Origin of the sequence: Bradyrhizobium sp. WD16 (assembly GCF_024181725.1) — a bacterium.
Classification (GTDB): Bacteria; Pseudomonadota; Alphaproteobacteria; order Rhizobiales; family Xanthobacteraceae; genus Bradyrhizobium_A.
Map to the genome: position 1 here is coordinate 3,094,764 of NZ_CP028908.1, position 15,498 is coordinate 3,110,261.

Below are 15,498 nucleotides of genomic sequence, written 5' to 3' on the forward strand. Positions count from 1 at the left end.
ACGGATAGCTACTTGCTCTTCAAGCTTCCGGATCTCAACCGTTCGGATCGCGCGGTTTCGGACGGCAGGACGCCGAAGGCGGCTCGATAGAGAGCGGCAAAGCGCCCCAGATGGACAAAGCCCCATTTTTCGGCGACGTCGGCGACGGATAGTCTGTTCGCGGGCGCCGATAATTCCGAATGGACGGCTTGGAGAGGAATCTCGCGCAGATAGGCCAGCGGGGTCGTCTTGTGAAACTGGCGGAAGCCGACCTGCAGCGACCGCTCGCTGACTCCGACGGCCTCTGCGACGTACCCCATGGTCAGCGGTTCGTGCATGTTGGCGTGCATGAAATCGATCGCCATCCGGATATGGCGGGGCGAGCGAAGCGATCGGCCGCGGGTCGTCGTGGCGATCGTCTGCGCAAGCCGGACCACCGTTGCCCCCGCGGAGGAGGACAGGTCGAAGCATGGCGCAAGCTCGAGTTGGCCGAGCGTCGCCCCCTCGTAGAGGGGCGACACCAGCCCGGTCACATGGCCGATATCGAACTTGAGCGTCAGGCACCGGTAGCGGCCGCGGCTATGGCAGACGACCTTCGGCGTCTCGGGCACGGCCATCACCAGTGCGCTGCCGGGAGCCGCGACGAACGTCCTGTTCCGGATCCGCGTTTCGGTCGCCCCCGAAAGCGGGATGGAGACGGCGAACTTCTCCTCTTCGACGAGGTCGAGCGCAACGTCCGAATCGAGATCGACCTGCCACCACGACAGGCCGCGTCTTGCGCCGTATTCGGCGCGCCAATCGATCTCGCTGGCCGGCTTCTCGAGCTCCAGCCATGCGTGAGGCATCGGATCGCCGACGAACTGCTCGAGGGTCCCATGGCGGCTGTCGAGCTCGACATGTCGGGTTTCGGCGGTGGGGTGTTTCGACGGCGTCGAGATCGGCGGCAAGCAGGATCGGCCGGCGATCATTTGCCCGAATCAGGCAGCAGCGCCGATCATCGCCGGTGTATTGCCGGCGTTTCCGTCTCAGCGGGCGGGCTCCGGTTGTCCACAGCCGAATCGACGGCGACGCGGCATGACGACGGAGCGTGCGGTGTGCGCGCGGAGACGACGCCCATTCCGCTGTCGCCCTCCGCGAACGCGGAGGGCCCAGTACGCCGTGCCGTCGCTGTGACGCACGGCGGCTGACGCAATGCGCTGCATCAGCGTCGCGGCGTACGCGGTCGCCCGGTCGAGCCGGTCGACGACGGAGGAGAGCGGGGCGCGGTCAAGCGAACGCAGGCGAGCGCGGCCTGACCATTCGATGGTGGCGAGCGTCGTGCCGTTATGAGTTCGGTTGCGCAGTTGCGAGCGCCCCCTCACCCGGCGCTTCGCGCCGACCTCTCCCCGCAAGCGGGGCGAGGTGAAGAAGATGCCGCGATGCTGATGCTCACCTCTCCCCGCTCTTTGCAGGGAGAGGTCGGATCGCGTTAGCGATCCGGGCGAGGGGCGAGCGCAATCAGGGTGCGGCGAATGTAGCGTGGCTTGCTCGTCATGGCCGGCCGTCCACGTCTTTCTTTGCTGAGGCGTCTTTCCGGACCGCGAAACGCTCCGCTCACGCCACCGGGCTGCGCAATTCGCCGGCGTCGGCCAGGGTGATCGGCAGGCCGCCGTCGGCATATTCGTTGAGCTTGTTGCGCAGGGTGCGGATCGAGATGCCGAGGATGTTGGCGGCATGGGTGCGGTTGCCGAGGCAGTGCTTGAGCGTTTCCAGGATCAGGTCGCGCTCGACATCGGCCACGGTGCGGCCGGAGCCGCGCCGACGCCGCGCGACAGCCGTTTTCCCGATTCATGGTCGCGATTGCGTCGGGCCTGCTCGACGTAAGGTTATTGCAAGGTCCAGCTGTTCTTAGGCTCGCCATTGACCAATCGCGTCCCTTCGGCGGCGCGCAGGCCGGCGCGTTGAGATCGAGGGAGTGGGGGGCTGATGGCTACCGATGCGACTGCGCCGAACTCAACCGTCGTCACGCGACCATCGACATCGCAGATGCAGGACGCGGGCGCCAGGTCGGCGGCCCAGTCACCGGTCGGACTGGCCGACAATTTCCAGACGTTCCTGACGATGCTGACCACACAGCTGAAGAATCAAAATCCGCTCGACCCGTTAGGGGTCAACCAGTTCACGCAGCAGCTCGTCCAGTTTGCCCAGGTCGAACAGCAACTCAAGGGCAACAACTTGCTTGCGACGCTCGTGAGCACACAACGAGCTTTGCAATCCACCCAGGCTCTGGCCTTCGTCGGCACGACGGCGGTCGTCGAAGGCAGCTCCGCAATGCTGGCCAGGGGCTCGGCGCTCTGGACTATGCGCGCCCCAAAAGGCGTTGAGGCTGCTGTCGCGATCACAAACGCCGCCGGTCAGACCGTGTACTCCGGTAATCTCGGACTCAAGGCGGGTGAAAACAGCTTCGTGTGGGATGGCAGGAGCAACGACGGCGGTAGAGCGCCGGATGGCAGGTACAGGCTGACCGTGAGCGCGAAAGACGGCAGCGGGCAGGGCGTGGCGATATCGATAGAGACGCAGGGCACCGTCGATTCGGTCGACCTGAGCGCAAGTCCTGTTCTGTTGTCGATCGGGGGCGAGAGCTACACCGTGGACAAGATCAAGCGAGTGGTGAGGTCGTCTTCGGCCGGTGTGCGCAATTCGCCTTGACCATTAAACGCGATCAATTCACATGCGACGGAAGCCCCGATCGCGTCAATTGCGTGGCTTCGCCGAGCTTGACGCAAGCGGCTCATCGTCCTCTGCTCGTCGCCTTCCTGGTGATGCTGATGGTGCCTGCAGGCGGCTGCTCGGCGGTCAATCGCCTGTCCATGATCGGCGAAAGACCGGCGATGTCGTCGATCGACGATCCGACCGCAGCGCATGGCTGAAAGCCGGTGCAGATGCCAATGCCGGTTCCGCAGCCGGTGTCCTATAATCCGAACGCGCCGTATCCGATAAGCCGGTCGTGCGCGATTACGTGCAGACGCGCCACAAGGCCAGATCATGGAACCGCGAGCGGCGTGCCGTCGCCCGCATCGAGGCGACGAAGCTCGGCCTCGACATCCGCTTCGTCGTCACCAATTTCGAGCACGGCCTGTTGTCCGGAAGCCGATTTGTTCCGCGGATCGCCCGCCGCGCTGATGCCTCGCGGCCCGTAATAGGCGGGGCGTGAGCCCCAACGATCCCCCCGTTTCCTCCAGCGCGTTCGCCAAGGCAAGGTTCGTCAGACGGTGAAATATCCGAATGACGGCGCGCGCTTGAAATCCGAAATACGCCGAAACGACCCACAGACGTTGGTCGTGGTGAATAGACCGGGCTAGCTAACGGCGTCGAACCGATACCGAGCTGACAAAGAACGCGCCTGCCCGAGAAGCTGACTCCGTCGAACCGCGGAGCTCATGTCGCGGGGCCGCGTCGGCAGGCCGCGACCAGAGAACGGTGCGCATCACGCGCCGTCCGACCCGATGCGGATCGACGGCCTGGAGCAGGCCGAAAGCGGATCTCCTACCAGCACCCAGCCTCCCGATCTGCGCACTGGCGCAGTCGGTTTCGTTTGAGCGTGGAGTTGCGACGGTGGGTTTTGTCCGACGCGACGAGATCGAGTTTTCAAGTATTCGACGGACGGCAAGAGGAAGAAATCCGTCATAAACAAGTAGATGTAAGTAAAAAGTACAAAAAGTACCTTATTTAGGACGACAAGTACCGTATTCGCTTTCGCGCTAATCTCGTTTTTACATCCTCGTAAATTGTCGGACGGTCAGTGTTCTGCGCGTCGCACTAGGAGGCGACGAGAGACAGAAGGATCTCAGCCATGCCGTCCGAAATCACCCTATCCGCAGCCACGCGCCAGAACCTGCTCTCCCTGCAGGACACGGCTTCCTTGCTGGCGACAACGCAATCGCGCCTCTCGACCCAGAAGAAGGTCAACTCCGCGCTGGACAACCCGGTCAACTATTTTGCCGCGCAGGCCCTGACGGCCCGCTCGGCTGATCTGCTCTCGCTGCTCGACGGGATCTCCAACGGCGTCCAGACCATCCAGGCCGCCAACCAGGGGATCACCCGTATTCAAGGACTCGTTGATTCCGCCAAGAGCACCGCCCAGCAGGCGCTCGCCATTCAGAATACGGCGTCCGGATCGACGGCGACGGGAGCGGTTGTGGCTGCTGCGAGCGGAAAGTCGCTCCTTGGCAGCGGCACGGGAGCCGCCGCCGACGGCACGCACGACTATAGCGGGACATCGGCCGCGTCGATCTTCACGGTGACCGACAATTTCGGAAACGCCGCGACAGTGACGCTGGATCGGTCTCGTCTGAACTCCAGCGTGAAAGATATCACGAAGGTCACCTCGACGGAGATTCTTACGCAGATCAACCAGCAGCTCAGCCAGGCGGGCGGATTCGCTACGGCTTCGTTGACCAACGACGGCCGTCTCACCTTCACCTCGACTGCCACCGGTACCGATGCGAAGCTGACGATCTCCGGCGGCAGCGCCGCCAACACGGTCGACGTCGGCTTCGGCGCCGGCGCCCTCACCGCGGCGACCGCGGCCGGCATTGACGCCACGGACGGTTCGGCCAAGGCGAACGTGACGGGCGCTGCCGTCACCGCGCTCGCCACGGCGAGCAATTTCGATCTGACGAGCGGCGACGCCTCCATCACGGTGCAGCTCGGTAACGGACTTACCAAGACGATCAACCTCAACAGGGCCGCCGACGCGACGCTCGGATCGGCAACGCTGAAGGCGCAGGACATTGCGAACGCCATCAACAAGCAGCTCAATGCCGACACGGGAATCTCGGGGAAGGTCATCGCGACCTACGACAACAGTGCCGGGACGGTTTCGCTGCGCACGACGCTGGCAGGTGGCGACCAGAAGCTGACAGTGACCTCGGCGTCCTCGAGCACCAAGGACGTCGGTTTCGGCGTCGGCGGCGACGTCGCCAAGGCGAGGACCGGAGCCGGCGCCGGCGCGACGTCGGCAAACGGAACCAACCAGCGCGCCGCGCTCGCGCAGCAGTTCAATGATCTGATGACGCAGATCACCATGGCTGCGCAAGATGCGCGCTTCCAGGGAGTCAATCTGCTCCATCGCTCGGGCAGCGATCCGAGGGAGAACACGCTGCATCTCACCTTCAACGAGAAAGACACGAGCTTTCTCGACATCAAGGGCGTGAAGTTCGATGCGGTCGGGCTCGGCATCACGCAGGTCACCGGCAGCTTCGCGACCAACGACGAAGTCAAGACCGCGCTGAGCCAGTTGACGAATGCCTCGTCGACCCTGCGCAGCCAGGCGTCGACGTTCGGCTCGAACTTGACCGTGGTGCAGAACCGCCAGGCCCTCACCAAGGGCATCATCAACATTCTCGATGTCGGTGCGAACAATCTAACCATCGCCGACCTGAACGAAGAGACGGCAAACCAGAAAGCGCTCGAGTTGCGCAACTCGCTCGCGATCTCGGCGCTGTCGCTCGCCAACCAGTCGCAACAGGGCGTTCTGCAGCTCCTGCGCTAACGACGGCGGGTCTGGTGCGGGCTCGGCGTCTCACCTTCCGGGTTGAAGCGCCGGTAGTCCCACCAGACCCCCTCCGTCCAGCTGCTCCGGTCGCGGACGGAGTTCATCGACGCGGCGACAAGCGCGTCATCCATCGATTCCGGATGGCGCCGTGAAGCATTCCAACACTGCACAATGGATCAACAATGAGCATCTCCACCGCGTTGCAGACTGCGTTCAGTGGCATGAGGGCGCAATCCTATGCCATGGGCAACATCTCGGGAAACATCTCGAACTCGCAAACGCCGGGTTACAAGTCCGTCGACACGAGCTTCGCCGATTTGATCACGGCGCAGTCGTCCAAACAGGCCGTGGCGGGCAGCGTCGTCGCCGAAGCGCGGTTCACCACCTCGCTCCAGGGCGCGCTTCGGGCCACCGGCATCGCCACGAACATGGCGATCAACGGGCAGGGGTTCTTCACCGTCCGGCAGATGACGGGCGAGGCGAAGTTCTCGGGCGTGCCCCTGTACACTCGCCGTGGCGATTTCACCCTCAACAAGGACGGCTATTTGGTGAATGGCGCCGATGGCTACTTGTTCGGGAGCAATCTGGATCCCGCGACGGGGAGCCTCATGTCCTCCGGTCCGATCAAGATTGCAAACTCGAGCCTGCCGGGGCGGCAAACCACCCGCATCGACTACAGCGCCAACCTGCCGAAGACGCCGGGTACGGCGGCCTCCGCCAGTGGCGATCGGACGCCTTATGGGCTGGCAAGCGCGGTTGTGACAGATCCGGCGCTGGCTGCTCCGGACGTCGGCAAGAAGGTCCCGGCCGGGCAAGCGCCATCATTCCTCGATAAATCCATCATGGGGCCGACCCTGACGCTCTATGGAGCGGGAGGAGCACCGGTCTCATTTTCGACGCGATGGGCAAAGGTGCAGGACGCAGCGCCTTCGGCGACGCCGCCAAAGAACGCGATCTGGAATCTGTTCTATGCGTCGAGTGCGGCGGCAGCTAAATCCAGCGACTGGATCAATGTCGGATCCGCCTTCTCCTTCGATTCCTCCGGCAAGTTGGTTCCTCCTGCCAGTGCGACCGTGTCCGCCGATGGCCGCGTCTCGCTGAAGATACCGCAGGTCGTCGTCGATGGTTCGTCTGTCGGGGACATCACCATGAATCTCGCCGCGGGGGGGCTGACGCAATACGCAACCTCCGCGACTGCCGTGACGACCAATACCCTCACGCAGGATGGTTCGGCCGCCGGGACTCTGAAGAGCCTTTCCGTCACCGCCGAAGGGACGGTCGTCGGCACCTTCTCGAACGACATGACGGCCCCGCTCGCGACCGTCGCCATCGCCAGTTTCGCCAATCCCAACGGTCTCAGAGCGGCCTCCGGCGGCAGTTACGAGCAGACCCGGGAATCCGGTCCGCCGATCGACGGCCTGAATGCGGCGACGCTCGTCGGCGGCAACGTCGAAGCCTCCAACAGCGACGTGGCGGGCGAATTCTCGAAATTGATCGCGACGCAGCAGGCGTACTCCGCAAACGTGAAGGTCATGACCAGCGCTCAGCAGATGATGTCGGATCTGCTCAACGCAATCCGCTGATCTGGTTGAGGAGCACGCGACCCGGAGGACGTATCATGCTGACGAGTGCCTTCAATACCGCGGCGGCCGGTCTACAGGCGACACAAATCGCCATCGGGATCGTTTCGCAGAACGTCGCGAATGCCGGGGCAGCCGGCTATGTGAAGCGTGCCGTCACAATGCTCCCGCCGGGTCCCGGCAACTCGGGAGTGGCCGTCGGGACCATTGAACGCGTATTCGAGGATGCCGCACTCAAGCAATTGCGCCTGGAGACCTCCCGCGCCTCCTTCGCTTCGACCAAGGCGGACATCCTGTCGCAAGTCGACAAGCTCTACGGCAAGCCTGGCGACCCGACGGCTCTCGACGGTCGCCTCAATGCCTTTACGCAGGCGCTTCAGGGGCTTGCTTCCAATCCCGGATCGGTCGCCGTCCGAAGCACGGTGTTGAATGCCGCCTCAAGCCTGACCGAGCGGATCCGCGCGCTCGCGACCAACGTGCAGGATCTGCGCACCGGCCTCGAGAGCCGTCTCGGCAAAGAAGTCGCGGCCGCAAACGACCTGCTGCAGTCGATCGCGAGCCTGAACGTCAAAGCGGCCGCCACCTCCGACGACGCGGCGCGTGCTGGGTTCCTCGATCAGCGCGATCACCAGATTACGCAGCTTTCGTCCTATCTCGAGGTGAGACGGATGGCGCAGCGCGACGGCACGGTGACCCTGACGACGACCTCGGGCATGGTGCTGGTCGATCGGGGGGCGGCAACCGCGTTGGCTTTCGACGGCCGTGGCGTTCTGGGCCCGGCGTCGAGCCTTTCTCCGGACGCGTCGAAACGCGGTGTCGGCACGGTCAGCGCGACAACACCGGGTGGAAGTACGATCGATCTGAGCCCACGCGATGGCCTTGGGTCGGGATCGATTGCAGCCGCCCTCGAATTGCGCGACATCGTTCTGCCGAAAGCGCAGCGAAGGCTCGACGATCTTGCGTTCGCGGTGGCCCAGTCGCTCACCGACAAGAGCGCCGTTGGTGTTCAGAACGGGGGCGGCTTCGAGCTGAGACTGAATGAACTCGCCACAATCAAACCCGGAAACACGATCACGGTCTCCGTAGGCTCCGGGGCATCGGCTCGCAGCGTGATTCTGGTGGCATCGAGCTTCGCTTCGCGAGAGCTGGACGCAAGCCAGACCGTCGATTCCAATGCGCAGGCCCGGACATTCAAGATTCCGGCGGCACCGGCAACGGCGCTCGACTACGCTAACGCGATTTCGGCCGCGCTCGCCGCCGCTTCACCGGGTTTGACGGCAACGAGCACCGCCGCCGGTGTGACCGTCGCCGGCACCGCAGTTCAGAGCGTCGTCGCCACGTTTACCGTGCCGAATTCGGTCAGAGATGTCTCCGGCGCATATCCGCAAATACCGCTATTCGTGGATGGCGGCGACAACACCCTGATTACGGGCTCGTTCGACGGAGCGCCCCAGCGTATCGGCCTGGCCCAGCGCCTATCGGTCAACGCAGTCCTGATTCGAGACGCCTCGCCGATTGCCGCGGCCGGCGCGGGAACTGCCGCATCCGGCCCGTCGCGCGCGAACTTCCTCTATGACGCACTGACGAGCAGAAAGCAGACGTTTTCGTCGGCTAGCGGCATCGGCGATGGCGAGACCTCGCACAGCGCGACCGTCGTTTCGTTCACCCGGACCGTGATCGCGGCCGAAGGAGATGCGGCGGCGACGGCAAGGACAATGGATGAGCAGCAGCGTGTTGCCCTGACCACGGCACAGACGTGGTTCGCGAAGGGCGCAAGCGTGAATGTGGACGAGGAGATGTCACGCCTCATCGCTCTGCAGACCGCGTACGCTGCCAATGCCCGCGTGCTGACGGTCGCGCGGGAAATGCTCGACATCCTGCTCCGGGCGTGAGGTCGGCATGAGCTCCATTCCAGCCTTCTCGACGGCCGGCTATCCGTTCAGTCGCAACGTCTCTGACCTTCTGGCACTCGGGAGCCAGTTCAAAGCGCTATCGACTCAGGTAAGCACCGGACGCGTCGCGGACACATACGGCGAACTCGGCATTCGTCGATCTGATAGTCTCAGCGCACGTGCAAGTCTCAGCGCGTTGAGCGGCTACGATGCTGCTATTGCAAGTGCTCGACCGCGGGTGGAATTGACCTCGGTCAGCCTGACGCAGATCTCGAAATCGGCTGCGACGCTTCGCAGCGGCCTCACAAACAGCTCCACCGACCGCCTCACCAATGTCGGGCTCGCCCGGGCCGGCCTCGACAGGGCGCTTGATGCCTTGAATCAGCAATTCGGCGGCCAGTATCTGTTCGGCGGTCGGAAGAGCGATACTCCGCCAGTCGTATCGGCGGATGTCCTTTTTGGCGGCGATGCGACCGATTCGGCAAAGCCGCTGGCGGGTCTCAGGACTATGGTGGCGGAGCAGGTCAAGGCGGACCAAGGCACCGGCACCGGTCGCTTGACAATATCGTCCCCCACATCGACCAGCATCCTGGTGCGGGAGGACGCCGACGCCGGTACCAGGGCGAACTTTGGATTCAGGCTGGCGGCCGCGCCTGTGGCATCGAGCGCCTTCGCCACGATCCGCTATACTCCCGGCATTCTGGAAGCCGCAATCCCCCGCTTCGCCCAGGCTCCGACCTCGGATGATCACTTCCGGGTCGTCGTCAACAAAGCGGGCGGCGGCCAGCAAATCTACGATCTGAGCGGCGCGGACCTCGCCGACATAAGCTCCGCAGCGGCCGCCGCTTCGTCCCTGCAGGCACTTGTCGGCGACGGGAAGATCGCGACCGTGCAGAGCGGCGCGCCGCCTGGCCTGACGGCATCGTTCGCAAACCTTAACGCGCCGGGCTCCTTCACGGTCGATGTCGCCTCGCAACCGGCCCGTGGGGATCGGCTGTCAATCAAGCTTGTCATGCACGATGGCACGACGACGACGCTGAATCTCCAGGCGCAATCGAGTGCGGATCCGGATTCGACCACAGACTTCGCGATCGGTGCAACGCCGGCGGCGACGGCCCGGAATCTCTCGGCGACGCTCGAGCGTGCCCTGAAGCACGCGTCCGAGACCACGCTTGCAGCCAGTTCGACGATACGCGCCACGCAGGATCTTTTTGCCGGGTCGGCGACGCCGGGTCTCGCACCGCGACGAATCGACTTCTCTGGCTCAACGCCGACGTATGTTCAGACGCCCTCCCCATCGACGGTGATCTGGTACAGGGGAGAAGCATCAACCACCGATCCTCGTTCATCCGTCGTGGTCCGAGCCGGCGCGACAAGAACGGTCGCAATTGGGGCGCGGGCTAACGAGGAGCCGATTCGAGCCGCGTTGTCCGGTTTTGCGGCTCTCGCGGTTAGCGATAGGTCCGCGCCGACAACGACCTCGGAAGAGCGCTGGAAGGCGCTTGCAGCGCGGTTGAGCGCACTCCTTCCGCCAAAAGACGCGATCGAGGCGGTGTCCAACGAATTTGAGCTTGCCTCGAGCGCGCTCTCGGAGGCGCAAGCGCAGGACAGGTCCGCACGAGCAATCCTTCAGTCGCATCTGGACCGTCTGGAGAATGCGCCGATGGAGGAGCTCATGGTCAAGCTCGTCGAGGTCCAGAATAGATTACAGGCAAGTTACCAGGTGACTTCGATGCTCTCTAAATTGTCCCTGGTGAACTATCTCCGGTAGTTTGCATGTTGTCGCCAGACCACAAGTCGCAGAGAACGAAAAAACCTCCGTTGAGTTATCGAGGAGTGCCGTCTTGTAATTCGACGGTAATGCGTCGGCGAAAACATAGCCACGGTTGGGGACGTGGCTGAACGGTCTATGACGCTCAAATTGATAGACCCGAAATTCTCGCAAATTGAGGATAATCGGGTGAGGCTGCAGGCATGGCAGGAGCTGACATCAAGCCTGTTCGTGGCGAATGAGACCGGTACGACGCCCCTTCATCGCGACCTTGTGTTTCGTTGCTACAATCTGGACCGGATGCTGTTCGTTGACCACAGCGCCTGGGCCCACAGCGCTGAACGCACCCTTTCGCAGATCGTAGCTCAGGGAGTCGATCACGTCTTTATCGGTCTGCAGTTGTCGGGAGCAACCCGGTTGACCTCGTCAAACAGAGCTGCCGTCGCGCGGCCGGGGGATTTCCTGCTCTTGGATCTGGCTCAGAGCGTTCAGTTGGCAACCGATGGGATGTCGGCGATTCAGATCTGCATTCCGAGAAGGCGATTTGCAACGGGAAAGATCGACCTGCAAAATATGCAGGTTCTTCCTTCGCACAGCAGTCCGCTTCTCAAATTGATGGCCGACCATCTCTTGAATATGCGCGCATGCCTGCGGCGCGCCGACGCCGACCAGAGGGAATTGCTGACGTCGGCAGCGCTCTCGATCTGCAATGCAGCGTTGACGGCGGCAGGGGGAAGCAACTCGTCAAATGAACCGGTCCTTGCGGCGATCGAGATCCGGCAATTCATCGAGAATAACATTCAGCGCCCCGATCTTGGGATCGAGCTGCTCTGTGCACGCTTTCGCCTCTCCCGCACCCCGCTCTACAGGCTGTTCGAGGGCGATGGCGGGATCGCAAGCTATATTCGCAACCGACGCCTTGTCCGCGGGATGCGGATCCTGGCCGGAATGGAAGGCGGGCCGCGCCAACGCGTCTCCTCGGTCGCCTATGCATGCGGCTACCAGTCAGAAAAAATGTTCAGTCGCGCCTTCCGGCGGCGATACGGCGTCAACCCGCGCGACGTCCATAAGAGCTTTCGCAGCGTTGCCGTTCAAGAAAGGGCGGTTCTGCTGGCCTCCTGGATACAGAATCTGTGATGCCGCGTCCCATCTCGAAAGTTCCGGACTGCTCCCGGCATAGGGTCGGACGGGAGAATCCAACGAGGTCGAGGCCGTTTCGGACCATGCCGCAGGAGAAGCAAGGTGCTGCCGGAATTCGTAAGCATGCCGTAACGCGATCAGGCTTTCGTCCGTGCAGGCGGGGCGCCATCACACGGGTTCAAGGATAACGTCATGACGGTCAGACTGATTTGCCTTGGCATCGCGATGTTGAGTGCAGTCGGCGCGCTCATCTTCGGACAGGCCTCATCCTCAATCCAAGATCGAATGCAGCCCTCGCCGTCGAAGGCGGCGCCCAGCCAGCGTGGCAGGCTCAATCTCAACACCGCGGCGGCCGCTGAATTGCGCGGCCTTCCGCGCCTGAGCGCCGGCAGTGCGAATGCGATTGTCGAAGCCAGGTCCAAGGCGAGCTTCAAGGATTGGGACGACTTCGCCGCCCGCAGAGTCGTGCCATCGTTCGCGATGGATGAGATTAAGGACCGCGTGTCCTTCTGAGCGCTGTTGCCAGGAGCCGCTCTGTCGGCGTATCCAGCGCGCTTGTGGATTCATCAAGCAATGCGGGCCTGCAGGAAGGCGACGTCGGCCGACACGTAGGCGTATCGCCGTGCCGACAGATCGCGCTTCTGCCAGGGCTCGTACTCGCCCTGCCGCTCGGCCGGCAGTCGGGAAGTCAGCGCCGGCGACAGCTTCGGCGCGTCCTTACCCAGCAAGGCCGTCAGCGCCTTCTGGAAATCGCCGGTCGAAATGCCTTGGCGCGAAACGCTGATCATCCAATAGTGAAGTGGATCGACTTCGACATCGGGCTGGTGCTTGGGGGAAAAGTCATGTCGAGCGTCAATTTGTCACCTGACACGGTGTCGCGCTTGGCGCTCCGCCGCATCGGAATAACGGTCTCGGCATACGGATCCTGAGCTTCGGCTTGTCTCAGGACAGCCCGGAGGCTCGGCAGAGAAGCGGCGCGGCCGCAGACGCGCCGCCGAGGACTAGTGTGGCGTCTCGCAATTGCCTACCGCCTTTGCGGCCAGTCTCTCGTAGGCAATTGCGAGACATAAGCCACACTAGCGCTTTGATTTTGCTAGTGTCCTTATGTCTCCGAATTACCGTGCGAGGGTGAGGCAAATGAAGCGGTAATTCGGAGACAGGACACTAGGTGAACGAATTGGCCGGACCGGCTGATCAGGCCGCCGGGCTGCGCAATTCGCCGGCGCCGGCCGGGGTGATCGGCAGGCCGCCGTCGGCATATTCGTTGAGCTTGTTGCGCAAGGTCCGGATCGAGATCCCGAGGATGTTGGCGGCATGGGTGCGGTTGCCGAGGCAATGCTTGAGCGTCTCCAGGATCAGGTCGCGCTCGACATCGGCCACGGTGCGACCGACCAGCGCCCGCGTCACCTGCTCGGCCGCCAGCGTCGCATGGGCCACCGCCGCCGTGGTCTTGGCGTGATCGAGCCGCTCGCCGTCGGGGGTGATGATGGCGTCGACGCCGATCTCGTCGCCGTCGGCCATCAGCACCGCGCGGTGGATGGTGTTCTCCAGTTCGCGGACATTGCCCGGCCAGCGGTTGGTGGTCAGGACGCGGCGCGCCTCCATCGACAGCGGCCGCACCGGCAGGCCGTTGGCGTCGGCGTATTTCCTGGCGAAATGCTGGGTGAGTTCGTGGATGTCGGCGGGGCGGTCGCGCAGCGCCGGGATCTTGAGATTGACGACGTTGAGGCGGAACAGCAGGTCCTCGCGGAAGGTGCCCTCACGCACCGCTTCGGCGAGATTGCGGTTGGAGGTCGCGATGATGCGGATGTCGACCGGCACCGGGCGGGTGCCGCCGACCCGGTCGATGACGCGCTCCTGAATGGCGCGCAGCAGCTTGGTCTGCAGCCGCACGTCCATTTCGGAAATCTCGTCGAGCAGCAGCGTGCCGCCGTTGGCTTCCTCGAATTTGCCGATGCGCCGGGCGACGGCGCCGGTGAAGGCGCCCTTCTCGTGGCCGAACAGCTCCGATTCCAGCAGATGCTCGGGAATGGCGGCGCAGTTGACCGAAATGAACGGGCGCTTGGCGCGGTTCGAGCGGTTGTGGACGAAGCGCGCCAGCACCTCCTTGCCGGTGCCGGATTCGCCGGTGATCATCACCGAGGCGTCGGAGCCGGCGATCTGCTGGGCGAGCTTGATCACCTTGCCCATGGCCTCGTCGCGCCAGATCAGGTCGCGGCTGTCGTTGGCGACGGCGGCCAGCACGGCGGCGATCAATTCCGGATCGGGCGGCAGCGGAATGTATTCCTTGGCGCCGGCATGGATCGCGGCGACGGCGGCGCGGGCATCGTTGGTGATGCCGCAGGCGACGATCGGCACATGGATGTGTTCGGCCTCGAGCCGCATCACCATGTCGCGGATGTCGAGGGTGACATCGACCAGGAGGAGGTCGGCGCCCTTGCCGCCGCGCAGGACCTTGAGCGCCTGCTCGATGTCCTCCGCATGGGTGACGGTGGCGCCGTTGTCCATCGCGATCTTGGTTGCGGCCGTGAGCTGGCCCTTCAATGTGCCGACGATGAGAAGCCGCATGGTCTGCTCCTGGTTCCTGTCGTTTCAGTGTCGCCGCGCGCTCAGCGGTCGGCCTTGATGATTTCGGTCATGGTGACGCCGAGCTTGTCTTCGACGAGCACGACCTCGCCGCGCGCCACCAGGCGGTTGTTGACGTAGATGTCGATGGCTTCGCCGACCCGGCGATCGAGTTCGAGCACGGCGCCGGGGCCAAGCTTGAGCAGGTCGCCGACGTCCATCTTGGAGCGGCCGAGCACTGCCGAGACCTGCACCGGCACGTCGAACACCGCCTCGAGATCGGCGGCGACACGGGACACCTGGTCCTGTTCCTCGCTGTAGGCGACGTCGTCGAGCGGGCCGGTGGAATTGAGGTCCGTCAGCGGAACCGGGGAATCGATGTCGGCCATGGCTTACGCTCCGGTGGCGGCCTGCGCCGCCTGTTTGCGGGACGCCATGTAGCGCCCCACCAGTTCGTCGATCTTGGTTTCGGTCGCCGCGCGGTCGAGCACAACTCCGCCGTCCGCCCATTCGATGCGGCAGTCGCCGGTCGCAATGTCGGGCTCGGCGAGAATCACCAGCCGGCCCTCGAAGCCATTCTGCTTGGCAAGTCGTTCGATATCATGGCGGGCGGCGTCGTAGAGCTGCTCGTTGATGCGGACGACGATGTGGGGCGTCGAGGTCAGGTGGCGGAAGCAGTCGCGGACCAGCGCCATGGCCTCGTTCAGCGGCTCGGTGGCGACCAGCGCGGCGCAAAGCTTGCGGGCCACCGCGACCGCGACCTCCACCGCCTCGGTCTCCATGCGCATCTCGGCGGTGCCGATCTGGCCGGCGATGGTGGCGATGGCGCGGCTGATGTCGTCGAGCGCCATCGCGACGCGGCGGCCGTTTTCGACATTGGCCTCGTTGCGCCCGGCCTCAAAGCCGGAACGATAGCCGCGTGCCTCCGCCTCGGCGAGCTGCGCCGCGATCTCGGCCGAGTTCAGCCCGCGCTCGCGCGCCGAAGTCGGAGCCGAGAAGTCGGTGTCGAACAGGAATTTCGCCGGAGCCGCCATG

At 63.8% G+C, this 15,498-nt stretch carries 12 protein-coding genes and 3 pseudogenes; 9 read left to right on the forward strand and 6 right to left on the reverse strand.

Annotated elements, in window-relative coordinates; all coding sequences use genetic code 11:
- Window positions 1-8: 8 nt before the first annotated feature.
- The gene (locus DB459_RS14365; protein ID WP_253705928.1) at window positions 9-947 is read right to left on the reverse strand and encodes an AraC family transcriptional regulator; all 939 of its coding nucleotides are present in this window, start codon (window positions 945-947) and stop codon (window positions 9-11) included.
- Window positions 948-1,572: 625 nt separating this feature from the next.
- Window positions 1,573-1,767, reverse strand: a pseudogene (locus DB459_RS14370) (helix-turn-helix domain-containing protein); the annotation flags it as partial.
- 177 nt (window positions 1,768-1,944) lie between these two features.
- Between DB459_RS14370 and DB459_RS14375 the strand changes: the two are divergent.
- From DB459_RS14375 to DB459_RS14415, 9 genes and pseudogenes are all read left to right on the forward strand, one after another.
- Entirely contained in the window at window positions 1,945-2,667 is a 723-nt protein-coding gene (locus tag DB459_RS14375) for a flagellar hook assembly protein FlgD (RefSeq protein ID WP_253705930.1), read from the forward strand.
- 68 nt (window positions 2,668-2,735) lie between these two features.
- Window positions 2,736-2,888 (forward strand): hypothetical protein, encoded by a 153-nt coding sequence (locus DB459_RS14380; RefSeq protein ID WP_253713751.1) that lies wholly within the window; start codon window positions 2,736-2,738, stop codon window positions 2,886-2,888.
- A gap of 74 nt (window positions 2,889-2,962) precedes the next feature.
- Window positions 2,963-3,094, forward strand: a pseudogene (locus DB459_RS14385) (transposase); the annotation flags it as partial.
- Between the two features lie 717 nt (window positions 3,095-3,811).
- Window positions 3,812-5,512, forward strand: coding sequence for a hypothetical protein (locus tag DB459_RS14390; RefSeq protein WP_253705933.1), 1,701 nt, complete (start codon window positions 3,812-3,814; stop codon window positions 5,510-5,512).
- 185 nt (window positions 5,513-5,697) lie between these two features.
- Entirely contained in the window at window positions 5,698-7,098 is a 1,401-nt protein-coding gene (locus DB459_RS14395; protein WP_253705935.1) for a flagellar hook protein FlgE, read from the forward strand.
- 35 nt (window positions 7,099-7,133) lie between these two features.
- Window positions 7,134-8,987, forward strand: coding sequence for a flagellar hook-associated protein FlgK (flgK, locus tag DB459_RS14400; protein ID WP_253705937.1), 1,854 nt, complete (start codon window positions 7,134-7,136; stop codon window positions 8,985-8,987).
- A 7-nt stretch (window positions 8,988-8,994) separates the two neighbouring features.
- Window positions 8,995-10,758, forward strand: coding sequence for a hypothetical protein (locus DB459_RS14405; protein WP_253705939.1), 1,764 nt, complete (start codon window positions 8,995-8,997; stop codon window positions 10,756-10,758).
- Between the two features lie 138 nt (window positions 10,759-10,896).
- Window positions 10,897-11,895, forward strand: coding sequence for a helix-turn-helix domain-containing protein (locus DB459_RS14410; RefSeq protein ID WP_253705941.1), 999 nt, complete (start codon window positions 10,897-10,899; stop codon window positions 11,893-11,895).
- 195 nt (window positions 11,896-12,090) lie between these two features.
- On the forward strand, window positions 12,091-12,411 hold the full coding sequence (locus tag DB459_RS14415; protein WP_253705943.1) for a helix-hairpin-helix domain-containing protein: 321 nt from the start codon (window positions 12,091-12,093) through the stop codon (window positions 12,409-12,411).
- A 56-nt stretch (window positions 12,412-12,467) separates the two neighbouring features.
- Here DB459_RS14415 and DB459_RS14420 read toward each other — a convergent pair.
- From DB459_RS14420 to DB459_RS14435, 4 genes and pseudogenes are all read right to left on the reverse strand, one after another.
- A pseudogene (locus tag DB459_RS14420) lies at window positions 12,468-12,686 on the reverse strand (transposase); the annotation flags it as partial.
- 406 nt (window positions 12,687-13,092) lie between these two features.
- Window positions 13,093-14,466 (reverse strand): sigma-54-dependent Fis family transcriptional regulator, encoded by a 1,374-nt coding sequence (locus DB459_RS14425; RefSeq protein ID WP_253705946.1) that lies wholly within the window; start codon window positions 14,464-14,466, stop codon window positions 13,093-13,095.
- A 41-nt stretch (window positions 14,467-14,507) separates the two neighbouring features.
- On the reverse strand, window positions 14,508-14,852 hold the full coding sequence (gene fliN / locus DB459_RS14430; protein WP_253705948.1) for a flagellar motor switch protein FliN: 345 nt from the start codon (window positions 14,850-14,852) through the stop codon (window positions 14,508-14,510).
- 3 nt (window positions 14,853-14,855) lie between these two features.
- Window positions 14,856-15,497, reverse strand: a complete 642-nt coding sequence (locus tag DB459_RS14435; protein WP_253705950.1) for a FliH/SctL family protein — start codon at window positions 15,495-15,497, stop codon at window positions 14,856-14,858.
- Window position 15,498 lies beyond the last annotated feature (1 nt).